Raw genomic sequence first — 19,201 nt, 5'->3', positions numbered from 1 at the left:
AAAAGCAGAAGAGCTTATTCCTTCACTGCGCCGATCATTACCCCTTGATTAAAGTATTTTTGCACAAATGGGTATACACACATAATTGGAACAGTTGCCACGATAATAACTGAATACCGCATCATATTAGCGAGCCGTAACGCGATTTGTGCGGCTTCTCCGGTCCCCATACCAGACTGCATCTGATTGGTAATCAGAATATTTCGCAGGATCAGCTGCAAAGGATACATATTAGGATTCTTCAAATAAATCAAGGCATTAAAATATGAATTCCAATACCCTACAGCGATCCATAAACCTAACACTGCAATAATAGCCTTCGACAACGGTAGAACGATCTGTGCAAAATAACGGAGATTTCCACAACCATCAATCTGCGCTGCTTCCCATAAATCGCCCGGAATACTAGTCTGGAAAAAAGTTCGTGCCACTATGATATTAAAAACTCCAACTGCGAAAGGCAGTACCATCACCAAGAAAGTATCATAGAGATGGAAATCACGAACCGTTAAAAAAGTAGGAATCAAACCCCCGTTAAAGAACATTGTAAAGATGAAAAACAGCGAAATATATTTCCGCCCCACAAGGTCCTTTCTTGACAACGCATAGGCTGCTGAGATATTAACTACTAAACCGATTGCAGTCCCAACCACCGTGTACAGGATGGTATTCCAATATCCGATCCAAATATTCTCATGACGAAGCAGCTCTTTATAACCATCAAAAGTAAACCCTTTAGGAAATAGCCAAACTTGACCTCCTGCCACCGCGGAAGGATCACTGAACGAAGCAATGACGATAAAATACAGCGGATAGATCAGGATGATTAGAAAAATTGCCGATATTACGTACATCACAATTTCCATTATAGTATCTGATGAGCGATTCTTCTTTATTTTTCCTACATTTCCTTTTGTCGCTGTCTCTAAACCTCCCATTTCAATGCTCCTCCCTTCTACCACAAGCTATTTTCGCTTAATTTTTTAGAAATCTGATTGACCATGATCAATAAAATAAAATTAATGACCGTGTTGAACAGGTTGATCGCCGACGAAAAGCTATACTGACTGCTGAGCAGACCAATTTTGTAGACATATGTAGACAGAATTTCACTTGAAGTGATGTTCAAGTCATTTTGCATCAGATACACCTTTTCAAATCCAACCCCAAGCAGCCCCCCGACCCGCAGGATAAGCAATGTTATCGCTGTTGGCATCAGCATCGGAATATCGATGTAACGAATTTTATGCATCCGACTTGCGCCGTCCACGGTTGCAGCCTCGTACAAACTAGGATCAACAGCAGAGAGAGCAGCGATAAAGATAATACTGTCCCAGCCGACATGCTGCCACACATCCGACCAGACGTACACACTGCTGAATAATCCGGCAGAGCCCATCAGATCAGGAGCTTCTTTCCCAAAAAGACTATATATATTGCCCAGTAGTCCGGTGCTAGGTGAGAACAGAATCATCATTAGGCCCACCATAACTACGGTTGAGATAAAGTGAGGCATATAGGACACCGTCTGAAAAAAACGTCTGAAACGGTTTGGTCTCATCTGGTTAACCATCAGCGCAAGTATAATCGGAATCGGAAACGTAATCAGACTGTACACACTGATGATTAGTGTATTTTTAATCGTTGCTGAAAATTGATAGGAATTAAAAAACTTCTCGAAGTATTTGAATCCGGCCCATGGACTTCCGCCAATTCCTAATGCCGGGCTATAATCCTTAAAGGCAATGAGCACCCCATACATGGGTTTATATGCGAACAATAACGTAAGGACTACTGCAGGAAAAAGCAACGTATACAGACCCCAGTTTTGTTTGATTTGTCCGAGTTTCCTACTCAAATGAATTGGATTAGATTTCATAACATCCCCTCCTTATTAAAAATAGAGAATGCTACCCCACAGATTTATGTAGGGCAGCACCTTTTTCGAAAGACGAATAGGTTATTTTACACTCATATAACGACTGTAAGCATCTGTGCGAATTTTAACTAATTTTTCAAGCCCCATTTTATTAAGCTGTTTGACATAATCATCCCAGCCTTCGTCAATTCCGCCTTTGCTAATAAATTGAGCGCGCATTGTATTCACATAACCGTCTATATCCGTGGTCAAGGTTGGCAGCTCCTCGAACTCATCGGAGGTATACATAACGTTAGGGAAAGGTTCTGTTACATATTCACTGCCCAGCTTATCCAGCTGAAGCTTCAGTCCATCTCCACTTTCAGGATTAAGGACAATTTTCTGTTCAAAGGATGGGCTCACATATTTGGGTCCGAAATCTCGAAGAGACTGATCCCAGTACCAGGCATCTGCGCTGGTTCCAGCAGGTGGATCCATCAATGTATAGGTGCTGTCATCATTCTTTTTAATTACAGTTCCAATCGCACCCCAAAAATTCTGAATGCTCGCTTCGTTCGTGTAGAACTGATCTGCCCAACGTGCAGCAACCTCTGGATACTTACTAGACGTAGTAATCAGCAGTTCATTACGGTTAAGATTCATCCCAATAGGATTCCCGATGGTATAACGCTTACCATCCGGTCCGGCAATCGGTGGAATCGTCACATATTGATCGCTCCATTTACCAAACACAGCGTCCGGGGTCCACTGGTAAGTAAAGCCCACAATCGGAGCATCCGGATTTTGGAACTTCGCCGATCTCATCGTATCATCCTGAGTGAATACTTCTTTATCTAACAAACCTTCCGCATACAATTTATTTTCCCATTTGAGTCCTTCTTTGAACGCCTCCGAAACAGGGAAATAGATCGCTTTTCCGTCCTTGATAATCATATTGTTGTTATTCAAGTCGGCAATTCCGAAAGGACTGATCAAGTCATTCCCAATTTCAATAAAAGGAATCTCATCTTTTTTGCCATTTCCGTTTGGATCTTGTTCCTTGAAAGCTTTAAGTACGTTGTATAACTCATCAATCGTTTCAGGAGTCTTCAGACCCAATTTATCGAGCCAAGTTTTGTTAATCACAGGCTGACGAGAGCTTTTAGGACGCGATGGAAGTCTTGTTGGCAGTGAATAGATTTTCCCGTCAGGAAAAGTGCTGATTTTTTTCAACTCAGGCGTTTCTTCCATGGCCGCTTTAAGATTTGGCATATTTTTTTCAATATAATCATCTAACGGCCGGAAAAAGCTTAGATTATTAACGATATCGGAATCTCCGAAGGTTTGATTTCCGAGGATAATATCTGGAAGTGTACCGCTAGCCAGCAGAATGGACTTCTGTTCGGCCCAATCATTGGAGGACATCACTTGCCATTCGATTTTGACATTTGTATTTTTTTCAAGATCCTTCAGCCATTGATTCTGCGTAAACGTGTCTCCCATGCTTCCCCAACGTACGGTCAGCACCTTAAGTGTTACAGGCTCATTAACAATTGGCAGACCTTCTTTGTTGTAACTGCTCGTCTCACTAGTTGCAGCATTATTCCCGTCTTTTCCGCCGCAGCCAGCAATACCAAATACCATAGCAGCCGCCAGCAGACCCACAGTCCATTTCTTTGCCGTCTTTTGCTTACTGTCTTGGCTCATCCTCTTAATCCCCCATTTCAATTAATCAAAGTTCATCGGAATAGCTTAATCATAGCTTCTTATTTTTTCGTATTCCGGACTCTTTAAGACGGTTATCCAGACCTTTGAATTCGCTTACAAAATCAAATATCCTCGCTTGAAGAGACTTAATAACAGTATCCCGACTTCTGTATGTGCTTTCCGGACTTTGCGGTAAATCGCTAGTGAGTTCTCCTGTATTTTTCCTGCAGAGGTCTTATAATGATTTTATGAACAAAAAAACAGCGGAACACAAAACCTACCCCATTCGTCATTATATAAAAGTCATGATGGCGGTCTCGTTCACAGTCCTCATTCTGGATTTAGCGATCAGCATTACTTCCATTTCTATCGTTAAGCAGCAGTCCACTCGAAATTTACAGGATACTGCGGCACTCTACATTAATCGCATCAATCATGATTTTGCCTACATTAATCACTATATGGGCTGGACGCTTGGGAACGATGAGAGCTTGCTTGCGATGAATACTTACGGGGTCAACAGTATCGAGTTCTTGAAAGCAAATGATAATCTGCATAAACGCTTTACCGAGCTGCAAAAAAACTACGGACATGAGTACAACTTTTTTTACTATTTGAAAAATGAGAACTACTTTTTAAATTGTGCACCGATCAGTGTGACCTATACAGATTACAGGCAGCTCAAAACGAAGATTATTTCTTATATTGATGATAAGGAGATGTATGAGAAGTTTTATTCCAAATGGACGCCAATCCTTGTTAACAACCATTACTACGTGATTAATATCGTTCCCTATTACAATCGTTATTTAATTGGACTGATCTCCGCCGATAATTTGATCCGCCCTCTACGCCAAATTAATCTGGGTGCTAATGGTTATGTTTCTCTAGTAGATGAGAATGAACAGCCTTTATCAAGTCCCATATCGAACAGCGGAAAGCTGATAACGGAAAAGGGAGGCTTCTCTAATCTTTTGCAATCGCGTACAACCATCAACAGCGCCTTCTCGGACACCACTTTCAGCACCAAAATGGTCATAAAATATGGCATATTCGAAAAAATCATCATTGCTCAGCTGCTTATAATGTTACTCTTCTTCATTGTGACGTCCACTTTATGCATCGTTCTGCTGTTTTTCAAGAAAAGAGTACTAGGCCCGATTCAAAGCTTCTCTGAGAACCTTGCTTCAATTAATGAGGCTGGGCAACCCGCAGATTTCAAAAGCAGTGAGATTATAGAGCTGGAACAAGCAAACACACAGTTCAAAGATTTAGTTGAACAAATCAAAACCTTCAAAATCACTATGTACGAGCAGGAACTGGAGAAGCAGCGGATACAACTGGATTATATGAAGCTACAGATCAAGCCCCACTTTTTCTTGAATTGCCTGACTAGCATCTATAGCATGGCCCAAATTGAAATGTATAAAGAAATTGAGAATATGACGTTGTCTACGTCGAAATATTTCCGTTATATTTTTCAAAATGGTGAGAATTTTGTCCGGCTGGAGGATGAAATCGAGCATGTCCGAACCTATCTGGAGATTCAAAAGCAACGTTATCAGGATGCATTTATTTACACTATTGAGCAAGAGGATCAGGCAAGCTGTGTAGAAATTCCGCCATTAGTGCTGCAAACCTTCATTGAAAATTCTATTAAATATGCGATTTCACGAGAACATGTAGTAGAGATCAGGCTTACAGTCCAGCGACTACGGATTGAAGAGGAAGATATGCTCGTTATCCAGCTCACCGACACCGGTCCCGGTTTTCCACCGCAAGTGTTAGAGAAGCTTAATCTTGGTGAGCCCTTGGATCAAAGCAACGGTATGCAGATCGGCATTATGAATACGCTTAAACGACTGGAATATCTCTATTTAAAAAGAGCAACAATCACCTTTTCCAATTTGGAGAGCGGCGGCGCTAGTGTAATCTTATCTCTTCCGGAGCTTCCTAAAAAATCTAAATGAATGGAGAGCTAACTATGAATGTACTGCTTGTTGATGATGATTTTTATGTTATCGCTGCATTGCAAAAGAGAATTGATTGGGAATCGTTACACATTGATACGGTCTATACAGCAAATAATGTCGCTCAGGCACGTGAAATAATAGAAAAGCATTCTATTCAAATTCTGATTTCGGATATTGAAATGCCTCAGGGTAGCGGATTGGAATTACTGGCATGGATTCGCGAAGGGAATTATAGTATTCAGACTATACTTCTTACTAATTATGCCGATTTCAACTATGCGCAGAAAGCGATTGAATTGCAAAGCTTTGAATATTTTCTAAAGCCCATCGAATTTGATAAGCTGATGCTGATTATCCACAAGGCTGTCACACAGGCAAAAGAGCAGCAAAGAAATGAAAAAGCCATTCAAGGCGGTTACTTTTGGCAAAAAAACCAGGCGAAGATTCTCGAACATTTTTGGCGTAAGCTGGTTAGTGGAAGCACATCATTTCCGATTAAATTAGCGGACATCACCCTTGCCATTGAGGAACAGAACCTTTCCTATCAAATGAGCGACACTCTGCAGCCTTTAATCTTCAACCTATTTCCATACAACGGTAGTATGGGAAAAGAAGAGAAGGATCTTTTTGATTTTGCCCTGCTGAACGTATTATACGAATTGTTACGGAGTCCTTGCTTTACCATCGAGAGCATTCTGGAATATAAAGATTATAATTGGATCGCTTTATTAAAATGGAACCAGACACCAGACACGCCCTTGCTTGAAGAATTATGCTCTTCCTTTATTCAAAAGGCGATTCCATATTTAAAATGCGACGTCTGCTGCAATATTGGTTTATCCGATAAACTGACTCATGTGGGAAATGTTCTGAAACAATCGCTTCGCATGGATGAGGAAATTACGAGATGCAGAAATCAGACTTTTTTAGTGGAAGCCTACCTCTATCAAAATAAAACAGGCTATACACCACCGGATCTTGCCTATTTGGAAGAGCTCCTGAACCAGAATCAATTCACTACTTTTCTTGAGGAAGTTACGAAATCTCTAAGGGTTATGCTTAACAATAGAACACTGGAGACCTCTGTCCTTAGCTTGTTCCGCTTAGATATTGTTCAGCTGGTCTATTCATTTCTCAACCTCAAAGGGATACGGTCACACAAACTTTACTCCGGCAAAACTAACGATAAATTATCCTTGCACTCTCTGAACTCGATTGAGGATATGGAAGAATATCTTAAATATCTAGTGACTACAGCCATGAAATACCGTGAGTTTGCCGCACAGACCAAATCCGTCGCAGAGGAAATCAAACAATACATTCATTCGCATTACGGTGACGATCTATCGCGAAATGATTTGGCCGAAATTGTCTACCTCAATCCTGATTATCTGGCAAGAATATTCAAACGAGAAACTGGTGTTTCATTAGGCAGCTACGTCATCCAAGTCAGAATCGCGGCTGCAAAGCATCTTTTGGAATCCACAAATATGTCTGTTTATACTGTCGCAAACAAGGTTGGCTATAACAACTACTCCTACTTCTCTAAGCTGTTTAAGCAAGAGGTCGGAATCCCTCCCAACGATTACAAAAAAGAACAACAATATAATCCAGCATATTAAAAAGAGGGATTATGCCACCGGCGTTGTACGCATACATCTGAACAGCAAAACCCCCAATGTCATAATCATGACTTTGGGGGCTCTTTGGTTAAGCTTGAGACGCTACATATTTGTCACCCAGCAGATTTTTGAAATACGTGCGATTATATAACATGCTAGGATGGGATGGGTAAAAGCTCAGCGCCGTTTCATTATGCTGGTTTGCTAACTCATGTTGGCCGAGCCGATCGTAACAGAGAGCCAATTGAAGATGCGGGAGCCAGGTATAAAAGATCCCATTCTTCATCCCCATCGAATCAACATCCCGCGGCAGCTGTATCGCAAGCTCATACCAGTATGCCGCGGGTTGCAATTGACTTTTTTCCAGAAGAAAGGCTCCAATTCGGCAGCAGAACTCTGAACGTGGCTTATCGTATTGTAAGGTTCTGCATAACGCTTCAAATGAACCCTCTTTATCCCCCAGCCGTTCCCGGCATTCGGCAAGCCTTAGGCAAGCTTGGAAATTATCTTCTATCCAGCCTTGCCCACCTGCCAAAAACATCTCATAATATTTACAAGCCTCTTCATTCAAGGCGTGGTCTCGTAATTCATTTGCATAGTAATACTGGTCTCTCGGAGAGAACAGTTCACCTTCAGCCACTCTTTTTTGATAAATCCGCAAGTTACGGTCCGTATATTCCTTATCTTTCTCATGAGTAATACAGACATCACTACAGAATGAAGGACCACTTACCTCTAGATATTCATGTACTGGGCCAATCCACTGAAAATTACAGCTGCGGCGAACAAGCCGGTTCCGACGCAAGCTAGCTGTGACATTTCCCGCCTCGTCAAAAGCCAGATTATACTGCATATTTACGCTGTGGATATGTTTTGGCAGAATCTCTTTTAGCTTTTTAAACAATATCTGATCCGCTTCCTTTATATAATCATCCGCATCGAGCCATAAAATGTACTCCTGAGTTGCTTTACTGAAAGCAAAATTTCGTGCGGCACTAAAATTATCAATCCATTCGAAATCATAAATTACAGCTCCGAAGGACATTGCAATCTCTTTCGTCTTATCCGTTGAGCCGGTATCCACGATAACCACTTCATCTACAAGACTTGCAATGCTAGACAAACATTTATGCAGGCTTTTTTCTTCATTTCGTACAATCATACATAAACTAATCGTGACCATACTCGCCCTCCTATAAGCTTTGTTAAAATTACTTTCTATATTGATATGCAGGGTTGGTGAAATGGAATCCTTCACTAACCCGACCGATAATGAAGAACTTCCGAAATATAAAGGTTATATATATTATGAGACTTATACTTTCTAATTTTCATAAGAAACTTCCCACTCCATTCTGATGTCTATATAAGATATAAGTAAGTTCAAAGGAGGTACAGCATATATGAAATCAAAACGAAGAAGCGTTAGAAACGGCTCGATCTTAACTTCAATAGTATGTGTCGTAATGGCACTAGTACTGCTGATTGGCTATAAAGGCCTCAACTGGGGAAAGTCCACCCCTCCACCTACATCCACCAACGCACCAACTAATCTTGCAGCAAATAACGAATCAGAACCCAGGTTCACTCAAGAAGTGCTTGAATTTCCTAACAGCGATCTCAACAATGGACCGGTTCTCATTCCACTGCACACCACGCTGGCACAGTTAAATATCGATAGCGGTGACGAAACCGTAAATACAGTGGTTCCTCCCATTCCTGAAATGACCTTTGCCTTATCTCAAGAAATGAAAAATCAAGTTGAAGCAACGCTTGTCTATAGACCTGATATCGGTGGGGGTTATGTTATACTTGCACCTGCTGGATGGCTAGCCACCGCTGTTGTTGGTGCTAATGGTTCGTATGGGGTTACCTTTCAAGATCCAAACAATCCAGAACAAAACATGAACTATTCAGATACGGCTTGGAGCTGCACAGGCTGTGCTATCACTTCAATCGGGGCCTATTTCCCGGACAAAGCCGAATGGGCTGACGCGATGGGATTTACAATTTATAATCCCCTTAAGTTCAGCGAACGGCATATTTTAGGTGCTGCAGGAGCTGAAGCAAGAACCGTCAGATATACGCTGTCAGCAGACTCAAATGGCTATCAGGACGAGGGAGCTGCCTATTACGATGAAGGAGAATGGGGTTATTTATTCCGTAGCATTAAAATACATCTATCACAAATAACCCAGCAGCAGGAAGTAGTGGAAACCCTCATGAAGTTTTTTACAGATAATCATGGCCCCCTCTTTATTGCTGACCCCAATAGAGAGAAGTCGGACTAAGCGTGGGAATTTTTAGAAGAAGGTATTTTCAACCTCTACTCTTGCTTTTTAAAAGACGGATGTGCTAATTTTTGTTATAATCATTGCAGTGCGTTGTTTTTGAATTCAGTTATATAAAGGGGACGTTACCATGACTCAAATTATTAAAACACTAACTATTGCAGGCAGCGACTCCAGTGGTGGTGCAGGGATCCAAGCGGATTTAAAAACCTTTGAAGAATATGGAACCTACGGCTTCAGTGCCTTAACCACTATCGTTACCATGGACCCTGACAATGGATGGCACCACAATGTGTATCCAATTGATGCATCCATTGTTGCTGAGCAGCTAAAAACTATTTTCGCAGGCGGTCCAGTTAATGCCATGAAGACGGGTATGCTGGGAAGTGTTGAAATTGTGCGTGTTGCTGAGCAAGCGATCAAAGAAAATCTACAGACCAATGTAGTGATTGATCCGGTCATGGTCTGCAAGGGTGAAGATGAAGTCTTGAACCCAGACAGCGCAGAAGCTATTCGCGATTTACTGCTGCCATTAGCCACCGTGGTTACACCAAATCTGTTTGAAGCTGGCGTTCTTTCAGGTCTTGGCAAACTTTCTACCCTAGAGGATATGAAAGAAGCTGCTCGTCTGATTCATAAGCTTGGTGCACGTAATGTCGTGGTTAAAGGCGGCAAAGCACTCGGCGGCGACCAAGCAATTGATGTCTTCTTCGACGGTTCTGAGTACACCGTATTTCAAACAGCCAAAATCGAGCCTGCTCACAATCATGGGGCTGGATGTACCTTTGCCGCTGCCATTACAGGCGGTTTAGCTAACGGTCTATCCGTTCATGAAGCTGTAGCAAAAGCTAAGGATTTCGTCTCCGCAGCCATTCGTAATGGCTTTGCGTTCAATGAATATGTAGGTCCTGTATTTCATGGTGGCTATCGTTTAGAACGTTAAACCCCTAAGCTAAAGATCCAAAAACATAAATGGCAGTCCAGATGCTGAAATTCAGCTCTGAACTGCCATTTTTATTTTGCGAGTATAAATTAATTAAACCCTGGAAAATCAGCTAAATCAGAGAAGCGAATGAAAAATACGATAACAGCTAATACACCGAGCAGGATAATTGGAAACGTATGTTTAAACGAATCCTGTTCACGAATATGAACCAGAACTCCGCCAATGGCCGTAACACCAAGTAAAAGCGCACCTGCCGCTGCCCAGCTAGGCTCCCAGTAGCCAACAACCAAAGCTGCTGCGGCGACAAGCTCAACGAGTCCTGTTATTACGCGAAACCACTGTGGTAACCGCCATTTTTTAAAGTTATCCACGTGCATCGATGAACCCGCTACCTTTCCCAACCCTGCCATAACAAAAGCAAGTACCAACAAGCTTTGCAATACGATGGATACAATATTCATGATCATCACTCCCAATACCTTTATTTGCAACTAAGACAAGCACATATTAAAGTAAAAGAACTCCTTGCTAAAAGACAGTGGATACTTTCAATAATCCTCTTCGTTCACTCCCCCTTGTTACTATATGTGCTCACCTCAAGCACAATACCTCTAAAAATAAAGTTACAGTGGAAACTGCAACTCTGATAAGCACATTATAGTAGCCGGAGAAACCCTTGACTAGCACTTTTTTTATACCTTAAATCCTTAAGAAAAGAAATCTACCCGTTCCATCACATTAGTAATCGTATATTGACGTAAATACTCAATGGTTCGTTGTTCGGTCTCTTGGAGAATTCTCTCTAGTTCGACATCGAGCAAAGCACTTGCTCCACACGCCAGATCCACTTCTGGCTCCTCAATCGTACTACTTACTGCCTCATAAATTTCGCCCAGTGTAATCTCATCCGCAGATTTTCGGAGAACGTACCCACCCTCACGTCCACCTTTGGACTCTACGATTCCCGCAGTTGCCAATGACTGCATCACTCTACGCATAAAGGTCGCGTGTGAATTGACTTGGCTTGCAATCATTGCACTTGATAAAATGCTTCCGCTTTTAGCCAGCCAAACAATCGAATGTACTGCTATTTTAAAACGGGGAGGTCCGATGTTCACTCCGCGATTAGCTGTACTCATGCCCCATCTCCCCTTTCAACTGCAATTATATAAAGCACATTATAGAGTAAAACAAGGGGTGGAGCAAACCAAAAAGGACACATCCCGAGGGAATATGCCCTGTAATATTTGGCGTTTCTATGATTTATTATTCAAAATCCGTAAATCGAAAACTTTGCTTATGCTTACGTTTATTATGATCATTCCACGAGAGAACGACTTCCAACTCTTTAGCCCCATTTTTTATAAAAAAAAGACTAAAGTTCACCGTCTCATTGGGTCTCATATCATCGCTGAATGGATCTATTAAGATGATTTGCTCCTGATTAGGATCCTGCACGGGTCGGTACAACTCAAACGTTACATCTTTGGCATCTTCACTTAAGTTAGTGACTAATAGCTCGTAGCTCTTATATTTTTCCGGTTGTGGCGAAGGCAGTTTACTTTTATGAAGCTCCATCGCCCATTTGGGTGTTTCACGCTTTGCAGGCAACACATTTTTAACAGCAAAAATACTAGAGCCACCAGTAATCATCAAACACAGAACTAGCAGCGTTAGCACAAACTTTCTATTCAATGCTCATGTCTCCTCGCTATAGGGATACATTTAAGATTCACGAACACTGATTTTTTATGCGTATTTTCGCAAAAAAAAGCGCCCGAAGCGAGATTCGAGCACTTTAGAGATACATTTTTCAATTATTTTATTAAAATAGATAAGGCGCTTTTAGAAGCCAAACGGAACGATAGATCATCCTTGCCCTGCAATTTCACAGCTACATTCTCGTCCTTTTCACTATCGTTGAACAGAACAACCGCTATAGAATCATCTGTATTCTTAAAAGCTACGGAACGGATCACTTCTTGATTAGAGGAAGCGTCAATACGTACAGCCTTCGGACGAATAAATTTGCTGAAATGTGCAAGTGCATAGTAGTCGAGCGTATACGTAAGTTCTTTAGTCTCTTGGTTGACCGTTACAATACCCCGACAAGTGCTTTTGCCAAAGCCCGGCACCGTTGGACCGTTCTTCTCATCTAAGGCCATATTCCACAAGACGAAGGATTTACTATGATTTCTGAGAATATCAATTCCTGTTCTCATAACATTCGAGAAAGCTTGTTCAAACGGAGGAATCCATTCCCCACCGGAACCTTCTGTGAAATGCACTTCTTTATCCGCGAAAGCTTTCAGAACCTCTGACTGTGCTGACGCATTCCCTCCATACCAGTGCCAGGCAACACCGTCCACTTCATCTTTCGCATAATCGAGCACTGTGAGTGGATAATCCGGACGATCCCAGTTGTGATCATAGCAGAGAATTTTTGTATGGATGTTGTGTTTCACAAAGCTAGGCTTCAGATAATTTTTAATGAAATCTCTTTGCGCCTCAGGCAGCATTAACATACTTGGATAGTGATTGGGTTCAAAAAGAGGCTCGTTCTGCGGGGTTACCGCATAAGTTGGCAGACCGTGCTCTTCAAAAGCTTGAATGTATCGTACAAAATAATCGGCATAAGCCTGGTAATGTTCATGTTTAAGTTCACCGGCGATCATAGATCCGCTAGTCTTCATCCAGCCTGGTGCACTCCAAGGTGAAGCCATCAGCTTGATCTCAGGATTAAGTTCCAGCGCTCGTTGTAACAAAGGGATAATATCAGCTTCATCATGTGCGATGGAGAAATGAGTTAATTCTGTGTCGGTTTCCTGAGCAGGCATATCGTCATAGCTATAAATATCTCTAGCATAATCGGATGCGCCCATTGGATTTCTTAATACAGACAAGCCAATTCCATCTTGGGAATCAAAAAGCTTGCTCATGACCTCTTTTTTCTGTTCATTGTCAAGGACTTGGTTAATCAAATATGCGGATGAATCCGTAAAGGATGCCCCAAAGCCATCCATTTCCTGAAAGGTTTGATTCTCGTCAAGGTTTACAGTAGTAACAGACTCATCTGAAGCGATCGGAGTCAATTGCTCTAGCGTCTGCTCTATGAACAATTCATTTTCCCCTGTAGATTGGTAAATTTTAAGCTTTGTCATGTTGTTTCCCTCCACTTTTCTATATATCTTATTTGGGTTCTGTAATGAAGAGGCCCCATTAAAGGGGCCATGATCCACAATCCTGCTTATTTAAGACCTAGTTTTTCTTTGTTGTTCTTCATTTTTTCAGAACGAACTTCTACGATCTTATCCCAGTTGTTTTCGTTCAAGAAGGTTTTGTAAGCAGCCAAAGTACTTTCAAAAGTTGCTTCATCCTTTGAACGAATCAAACTTACAAGCGTAGTATTCCAAGTAGCATCAATTGCAGTTAGACTGCGCGCTTCAGGCGTTCCTTGAGCAGGGTTAATATTTTCTAGAATGAAGTGAGGTTTCATCTTTCCTTTGCCCCATTCTTGCATTTGTTTGATCGACTCTGCGAATGCATCATTACTCAATGCTTTATCACGGTCATGTCCGAAGAACATAAATTCGCCCATCCGGTAATCTTTTTTAAATTTATCTGCATTATTCAATTGAAGATCTTTGATTTCAGGCAAGAATTCAATTTTACCAGCATCGTTAACTTTATAGGTCTCTCCTTCAATACCGTAGTTCATAAGCTTCTGTCCTTCTTCACTTAGCAAATACGTGTAGACTTGAATGGCTTTAGCAGGGTCTTTAGCCTTTTTAGTAATGAAACTGATCATCCAGCCTGTAATTCCTGATTGATTTAATGTTGGTTCATGACCAACCGTGCTTTGCGGTCCATCAATAGCGATATATTCTTTTCCTGGATTTCCAGTCATGAAGATTTGCAGGTTACCACTTTGTTGAGGCGTTCCATCAAGTAGCAATGTAGCGTATTTGCCTGATTTTAATTTTTCTTCAAAGCCTGTGCCGTCATCAGCAAAACTGTCATCACTGATGTCACCATTTCTGTAGACTTCATTTAACGTCTTCAACCAAGTCAAGTAATCCTCATCCAGGTTACGGTTGTAGAATTCACCATTTTCAGTTTCCAGCGGTACACCGATAAAGTCCTGTAGTACATCTCCCAAAGAACCCGTACCTGTACCAATGGAGTTAAAACCAAAAGGAATCATTGCTGGAAACTGCTTTTTGATTTGTTGCATAACGCTCTTGAATTCTTCTGGAGTACCCATCGTTGGTTTTCCAATGGCTTCATAAACATCCTTACGGATGATAAATGCCGTTTTTGCAGGAATGTTACCGCTGTCATAATCGTTCTGAGTATTTGAATAGTTAGGATAGCCATAAGTCTTGCCATCTGCTTGCTGGAACCAATTCATAGTATCTTTTTCTGCAACTTTATTGAAATAAGGATCATATTTATCCGCCAGATCATTCAAAGGCAGCGCCCATGTGGAGGCTTTTTGTACCACCGGAGAGTTAGAATCAAATACAGTCAGCAAGTCCGGCATTTCGCCACCGGCAAAAATAGTATTTAACTTCGTGTCGTCCCCAGTAATAAATTTAATATTGATGTTTAAATCCTCTTTAATTTTCTTTGTAACAAGATCCTTACCGAAATCAGTATTCCACCAGTCTGCATTCACGTACCAAGTAAGATCTGTAATCTCTTTTTTTGTATCCAGCTTCCATGCCGGTGTTTGCGGATCTATCGTATAGCGACCTTCAATGGAGCTCAATTCTTTGCTGGAGTTATCAGAACTCCCCTTCGATCCACAACCCGTAAATACCAGTACAACAGCCATAAGCGCTGTACAAAGCTTGAGTCCTTTTTTCCCAAATGCTTTATTCATCCTTGTTTCCCCCTAAAAAGTTTTGTAAGTAACGGAAGTGCAGATCTGATTGGGCTAGCTACACTTCCGATGGACACTTCGTACACCAATGCGTTCTATGAAATCCCTCCTAACTTTCTATTCTTTCACCGCCCCCATCATCATTCCCGAAATAAAGTACCTCTGTAATATTGGATACATCACAACAATCGGCAAAGTTGTAATGACAATTGTTGCTAGTTGAACCCCTTTAGTCGTAGTTTCGATAATGGCAGATCCACCGACATTTTGCATGGATTGCGTTTGCGACTGCACGATAATTTCATAGAGTTTCATTTGCAGCGGATAGAGTGCTTGATCGGTAATATATAACTTGGTGGTCATGAAGTCATTCCATTGCCCTACCCCGTTGAATAACGCAATCGTAGCCATAGCTGGCATGGAAAGAGGGATAAAGATTTTCAGGAAAATACGCCAGTCACCTGCACCATCGATTTTGGCTGACTCTTCAAGTGAATCCGGAACGTTTCTGAAGAAATTCATTAAAATAACTACATCATAGTAACTGAACAAGGCCGGGATAATATAAACCCAAAAGCTATTCAATAGACCCAGTGACTTAATCAATAAATACGTGGGGATCATACCACCCGAGAAGAACATGGTGATTACACCCATGGCAACGTACAGCTTGCGGCCACGTATGTATTTTTTACTCAAACCATAACCAATCATCGCGCAAAAGAATACGTGGGTAATGACACCGATGAAAGTTTTGGCAAGCGAGACCAGGAACGCTAGTCCAATCGTCTCATCTTTTAATACAGCCCGATAATTTTCTAAGGAGAACTCCGGAGACCAAAATATAAATCCGCCTTCCGCGAGCGCCTTGCCTGAACTTAAAGATGAGATGACCACATTCCATAAAGGTACAACGATAATTACAGTACAAATACAGAGTAAAATAATATTTATGGTATTAAAGATTCGACTGTCGAGATCTTCTTTAGCTACCGTACGATTCACAGAAATGCCTCCTTCTACAGAACGGATTGATTATCATTTAATTTGCTGGATACTTTGTTGGCACTAATCAATAGGATAACTGATACGATGGAGACACCTAAACCAACAGCGGTTGCATAAGAGAAGTCACCTTGCGTCATACCCATACGATACACATAAGAATTGATTACTTCTGCTTTTTCACGGTTCTGTGAATTCATCAAGACCAAGGTTTGATCTAAATTCGATCCTAATAAACCGCTTACAGTCAGAATCAGATTTAAACTGATAATCGGTTTCATGTTAGGGAGGGTAATATTCCAAATTTGTCTCATACGACTGGCCCCATCTATTTTTGCAGCTTCATAATAAGTAGGGTCAATTTTCGACATGATCGCTAGGTATAAAATCGTTCCCCAGCCCGCCTCTTTCCAAATATCCGATAACGTTGCAATCCACCAATACTTGTTCGCATCAAGCAAGATATTTACCGGTTTCGAAATGATTCCCAAATTGAGCAGGATTTCATTAATCATACCGGAGGAAGAGAACCAAGCAATCAGCATCCCGCCCAGAACAATCCAGGACAAAAAGTGAGGTAAATAAGAGATCGTTTGTACTATTTTTTTGAAACGTCCACCGCTTAATTCATAAATCATGACGGATAAAATAATAGGAATAACAAATCCTATGGCTAATTTCAGAAAGCTGATCCCTAATGTATTGACTACAGCGTCCCAAAAGTATTTATCTGATAAAATAATTCTAAAATTATCGAGCCCTACCCATGGGGCCGAATCGAGCGTATCAATTACGGTGTAGCTTTTAAAAGCAATTGTTAATCCATAAATCGGAATAAAACAAAAGATAATCATAAAAATAATTCCTGGAATGATCATGGACTGGATTTCCCATTGTCTCTTATAATCAATCACGAACTCTTTGACCCTCTGTCCCATAGGCTTCTTACTGTTCATTGGATTCTTCCCGTTCACTGGCACTACGGCTAATTTATCCACGTTTTTCTTCTCCCCTCCAAATCATGATCCCCAAAACAATAAAAACGTTTTTATTTCTTTTTAAAAAAAACCTCCTAAAAGCAATAAAATTATAAAAAAATGATCGGATACTATCTTGTTGCCCTTCTTGAAAGCGTTAGTACCGATCAATCTTCACTTGAGTAGAACCACGTACAATTAGCTCACCCGGCAATTTCATCATTTCGCCCTGTTCCTTCTTCTGAATCATGCGAACCAGGTGATTTATGGATAGAATACCTTGTCTGGCAATTTGATTTCTTACCGTCGTTAATGGCGGTGAGAAATACTGCGCGATATCAATATCATCAAACCCCATTACACTTATATCCAACGGGACTTCATATCCATGCGATTTCAAAGCTTGAATACATCCAATGGCGCTCAAATCATTCCCTGCTAAAAAAGCATCAGGCATTTTTTCAGGACTTAAATGAACTAGAGACTTTATAGCGTTATAGGTGCTCTCTTCCTCAAAATATCCTTGTATAATATACTCTTCGTTCGTCGGAAGCTGATATTGACGCAAGGCGGCCAAGTATCCTTCTTTCCGCTGAACACTGTCATACATCTCATCTACACCAGATATGTAAGCAATTTTCTTGTGTCCCAGACTGATTAAATATTTAGTTGCTTCGTAAGCAGATTCAAACGAATTAAAAATCACACTTCCCATCGTTTCATTCTGAAGTGGTCGATCCAGAAACACAGCCTTGATCTTGTCTTTCACCATTGCAGCAATTTCTTCTTCATCTATTCTCAGCTCTTCGTAGATAATGACACCATCCACACGTCGGCCTAGAATATTGCTCATAATGACTTGTTTATCCTTTGTAACAAATACATTTAATCCATAACCTAACCGATCACATTCACGAGACATGGACTCCACCAGCTTATAGAAGTACGGGCCTGCTACACTTGTCGTGAAAAAACCTAGCATTTTAGTTTTTCCGTTCCTTAGGAGCTTGCCATTTAGGTTTGGAACATAATTTAATTGCTTCGCGATCTTAAGCACATGTGATTTGGTCTCCGGATTTAATACATCAACGTCATTTAGTGCGTTAGAAACTGTAGAAATGGACACTCCAGCCTCTCTTGCAACGTCTTTGATGGTTACCTTTTCCATAATGATTCAATCTTCCTTTACAAATAAAAACGTTTTTATAGATTTAAATTATCATAAAACCGTTTTCATTACAATATGTTTTTTTATTTTTATAAATTATCTATTTCCCATCATTCATAATATCCGATTAGCAGATTCCCCGAGATCCTGATAATTTAATCTGCAGGCAGTTCGTAGACAGGGAGCAGTACTTATAAGTCCCTCCATCTACACGTCTCATTTTAGAGCTAATCAGACCTGCCTTTTGCAGCTTGGCAACATGTGTGCTAACCATAGCACTACTTAGATAGAGCTCGGCAGCCAGTTCTTTAATATGCATCTCTTTTCGGTCCAGTAGTTCGATAATCCTTAGCCTGACTTCACTTGCTAATGCTTCGTAGACCCGAAGCGATTCTGTATCTGTATTTAAGTGCATTTTATGATCTCCTATGTCTTTGAATTAGTATTTTAAAGAATTCTAACTATGTAATCTCAAAACTATTTCTTAGTTAACAATAATATTAATTATTAATTTAACAAGCGAGATATATATTGATGCAGTATAGCTGTTACCTGTGATTATATTCAAGCTAAAAAAAAGAGCAAGTAGAAAATTAATCTTTCGCTGGACGATTGGAAGATGCGCTGGTCGTGGGCTGCTGTCTCACTACATTACTAGAACATGCAGACCGTGTAAAGATGGTTTGCATTCCCCAGCTTATTAATAATATTGCACCTGTCATTAGTGTAGAAGACCACCATAAACGCCCCCTTGAATCTCTGTAATTCT

Annotated in this window: 18 protein-coding genes; 5 read left to right on the top strand and 13 right to left on the bottom strand. The window is 40.9% G+C overall.

The annotated features are described in order from the left end of the window. Positions 1 to 14: 14 nt before the first annotated feature. From CA598_RS01725 to CA598_RS01715, 3 genes are all read right to left on the bottom strand, one after another. The gene (locus CA598_RS01725; RefSeq protein ID WP_042187073.1) at positions 15 to 938 is read right to left on the bottom strand and encodes a carbohydrate ABC transporter permease; all 924 of its coding nucleotides are present in this window, start codon (positions 936 to 938) and stop codon (positions 15 to 17) included. A 17-nt stretch (positions 939 to 955) separates the two neighbouring features. Continuing rightward, complete coding sequence (locus CA598_RS01720) at positions 956 to 1,879, bottom strand: ABC transporter permease (protein WP_094870157.1); 924 nt, start codon at positions 1,877 to 1,879, stop codon at positions 956 to 958. Positions 1,880 to 1,960: 81 nt separating this feature from the next. After that, positions 1,961 to 3,565, bottom strand: coding sequence for an extracellular solute-binding protein (locus CA598_RS01715; RefSeq protein ID WP_094870158.1), 1,605 nt, complete (start codon positions 3,563 to 3,565; stop codon positions 1,961 to 1,963). Positions 3,566 to 3,813: 248 nt separating this feature from the next. Here CA598_RS01715 and CA598_RS01710 point away from each other — a divergent pair, with 248 nt between their 5' ends. Both CA598_RS01710 and CA598_RS01705 read left to right on the top strand, forming a co-directional pair. After that, the gene (locus CA598_RS01710; RefSeq protein WP_094875108.1) at positions 3,814 to 5,535 is read left to right on the top strand and encodes a sensor histidine kinase; all 1,722 of its coding nucleotides are present in this window, start codon (positions 3,814 to 3,816) and stop codon (positions 5,533 to 5,535) included. A 14-nt stretch (positions 5,536 to 5,549) separates the two neighbouring features. Beyond that, positions 5,550 to 7,160, top strand: coding sequence for a response regulator transcription factor (locus CA598_RS01705; protein ID WP_094875107.1), 1,611 nt, complete (start codon positions 5,550 to 5,552; stop codon positions 7,158 to 7,160). Positions 7,161 to 7,248: 88 nt separating this feature from the next. Here CA598_RS01705 and CA598_RS01700 read toward each other — a convergent pair whose 3' ends face one another. Beyond that, complete coding sequence (locus CA598_RS01700; RefSeq protein WP_094875106.1) at positions 7,249 to 8,343, bottom strand: glycosyltransferase family 2 protein; 1,095 nt, start codon at positions 8,341 to 8,343, stop codon at positions 7,249 to 7,251. 220 nt (positions 8,344 to 8,563) lie between these two features. Between CA598_RS01700 and CA598_RS01695 the strand changes: the two genes are divergently transcribed. Both CA598_RS01695 and thiD read left to right on the top strand, forming a co-directional pair. Then, positions 8,564 to 9,451 (top strand): DUF4850 domain-containing protein, encoded by an 888-nt coding sequence (locus CA598_RS01695; protein ID WP_094875105.1) that lies wholly within the window; start codon positions 8,564 to 8,566, stop codon positions 9,449 to 9,451. A 130-nt stretch (positions 9,452 to 9,581) separates the two neighbouring features. Next, positions 9,582 to 10,394: a bifunctional hydroxymethylpyrimidine kinase/phosphomethylpyrimidine kinase gene (gene thiD, locus CA598_RS01690; RefSeq protein ID WP_042126537.1), complete on the top strand. Its 813-nt coding sequence runs from the start codon at positions 9,582 to 9,584 to the stop codon at positions 10,392 to 10,394. 89 nt (positions 10,395 to 10,483) lie between these two features. Here the strand turns inward: thiD and CA598_RS01685 are convergent, their stop codons facing one another. From CA598_RS01685 to CA598_RS01645, 9 genes are all read right to left on the bottom strand, one after another. Then, positions 10,484 to 10,858, bottom strand: a complete 375-nt coding sequence (locus CA598_RS01685; RefSeq protein WP_094875104.1) for a DoxX family protein — start codon at positions 10,856 to 10,858, stop codon at positions 10,484 to 10,486. 246 nt (positions 10,859 to 11,104) lie between these two features. After that, on the bottom strand, positions 11,105 to 11,536 hold the full coding sequence (locus CA598_RS01680; protein WP_094875103.1) for an RrF2 family transcriptional regulator: 432 nt from the start codon (positions 11,534 to 11,536) through the stop codon (positions 11,105 to 11,107). Between the two features lie 127 nt (positions 11,537 to 11,663). Further along, the gene (locus tag CA598_RS01675; protein WP_094875102.1) at positions 11,664 to 12,092 is read right to left on the bottom strand and encodes a hypothetical protein; all 429 of its coding nucleotides are present in this window, start codon (positions 12,090 to 12,092) and stop codon (positions 11,664 to 11,666) included. A 122-nt stretch (positions 12,093 to 12,214) separates the two neighbouring features. Then, positions 12,215 to 13,558: a glycoside hydrolase family 30 protein gene (locus tag CA598_RS01670; RefSeq protein WP_094875101.1), complete on the bottom strand. Its 1,344-nt coding sequence runs from the start codon at positions 13,556 to 13,558 to the stop codon at positions 12,215 to 12,217. Positions 13,559 to 13,644: 86 nt separating this feature from the next. Then, complete coding sequence (locus tag CA598_RS01665) at positions 13,645 to 15,282, bottom strand: type 2 periplasmic-binding domain-containing protein (RefSeq protein ID WP_094875100.1); 1,638 nt, start codon at positions 15,280 to 15,282, stop codon at positions 13,645 to 13,647. A 117-nt stretch (positions 15,283 to 15,399) separates the two neighbouring features. Next, entirely contained in the window at positions 15,400 to 16,287 is an 888-nt protein-coding gene (locus tag CA598_RS01660; protein ID WP_094870168.1) for a carbohydrate ABC transporter permease, read from the bottom strand. Positions 16,288 to 16,301: 14 nt separating this feature from the next. Next, positions 16,302 to 17,243, bottom strand: a complete 942-nt coding sequence (locus CA598_RS01655; RefSeq protein WP_094870184.1) for an ABC transporter permease — start codon at positions 17,241 to 17,243, stop codon at positions 16,302 to 16,304. 178 nt (positions 17,244 to 17,421) lie between these two features. After that, positions 17,422 to 18,432, bottom strand: coding sequence for a LacI family DNA-binding transcriptional regulator (locus CA598_RS01650; protein ID WP_094870169.1), 1,011 nt, complete (start codon positions 18,430 to 18,432; stop codon positions 17,422 to 17,424). Between the two features lie 127 nt (positions 18,433 to 18,559). Further along, positions 18,560 to 18,847, bottom strand: coding sequence for an ArsR/SmtB family transcription factor (locus tag CA598_RS01645; RefSeq protein WP_094870170.1), 288 nt, complete (start codon positions 18,845 to 18,847; stop codon positions 18,560 to 18,562). Between the two features lie 215 nt (positions 18,848 to 19,062). On the opposite strand from CA598_RS01645, the gene CA598_RS33420 reads away from it, so the two are divergent. Beyond that, positions 19,063 to 19,197, top strand: coding sequence for an alpha-L-arabinofuranosidase C-terminal domain-containing protein (locus CA598_RS33420; protein ID WP_373455804.1), 135 nt, complete (start codon positions 19,063 to 19,065; stop codon positions 19,195 to 19,197). Positions 19,198 to 19,201: the final 4 nt, after the last annotated feature.

The sequence above is a fragment of the Paenibacillus sp. VTT E-133291 genome (genome assembly GCF_002264395.1).
Lineage (GTDB): Bacteria > Bacillota > Bacilli > Paenibacillales > Paenibacillaceae > Paenibacillus_AQ > Paenibacillus_AQ nitricinens.
Note: the sequence above shows the minus strand (reverse complement) of the source record. Positions and strands in the feature narration are given on the sequence as shown.

Excerpts from the sequence above, each read along its gene's own strand:
- CA598_RS01645 (WP_094870170.1), bottom strand. The coding sequence starts at position 18,847 with ATGCACTTAAATACAGATACAGAATCGCTTCGGGTCTACGAAGCATTA.
- CA598_RS01670 (WP_094875101.1), bottom strand. The coding sequence starts at position 13,558 with ATGACAAAGCTTAAAATTTACCAATCTACAGGGGAAAATGAATTGTTC.
- CA598_RS01655 (WP_094870184.1), bottom strand. The coding sequence starts at position 17,243 with ATGAACAGTAAGAAGCCTATGGGACAGAGGGTCAAAGAGTTCGTGATT.
- CA598_RS01715 (WP_094870158.1), bottom strand. The coding sequence starts at position 3,565 with ATGAGCCAAGACAGTAAGCAAAAGACGGCAAAGAAATGGACTGTGGGT.
- CA598_RS01650 (WP_094870169.1), bottom strand. The coding sequence starts at position 18,432 with ATGGAAAAGGTAACCATCAAAGACGTTGCAAGAGAGGCTGGAGTGTCC.
- CA598_RS01705 (WP_094875107.1), top strand. The coding sequence starts at position 5,550 with ATGAATGTACTGCTTGTTGATGATGATTTTTATGTTATCGCTGCATTG.
- CA598_RS01680 (WP_094875103.1), bottom strand. The coding sequence starts at position 11,536 with ATGAGTACAGCTAATCGCGGAGTGAACATCGGACCTCCCCGTTTTAAA.
- CA598_RS01710 (WP_094875108.1), top strand. The coding sequence starts at position 3,814 with ATGAACAAAAAAACAGCGGAACACAAAACCTACCCCATTCGTCATTAT.
- CA598_RS01720 (WP_094870157.1), bottom strand. The coding sequence starts at position 1,879 with ATGAAATCTAATCCAATTCATTTGAGTAGGAAACTCGGACAAATCAAA.
- thiD (WP_042126537.1), top strand. The coding sequence starts at position 9,582 with ATGACTCAAATTATTAAAACACTAACTATTGCAGGCAGCGACTCCAGT.
- CA598_RS01725 (WP_042187073.1), bottom strand. The coding sequence starts at position 938 with ATGGGAGGTTTAGAGACAGCGACAAAAGGAAATGTAGGAAAAATAAAG.
- CA598_RS01700 (WP_094875106.1), bottom strand. The coding sequence starts at position 8,343 with ATGGTCACGATTAGTTTATGTATGATTGTACGAAATGAAGAAAAAAGC.
- CA598_RS01665 (WP_094875100.1), bottom strand. The coding sequence starts at position 15,282 with ATGAATAAAGCATTTGGGAAAAAAGGACTCAAGCTTTGTACAGCGCTT.
- CA598_RS01685 (WP_094875104.1), bottom strand. The coding sequence starts at position 10,858 with ATGAATATTGTATCCATCGTATTGCAAAGCTTGTTGGTACTTGCTTTT.
- CA598_RS01695 (WP_094875105.1), top strand. The coding sequence starts at position 8,564 with ATGAAATCAAAACGAAGAAGCGTTAGAAACGGCTCGATCTTAACTTCA.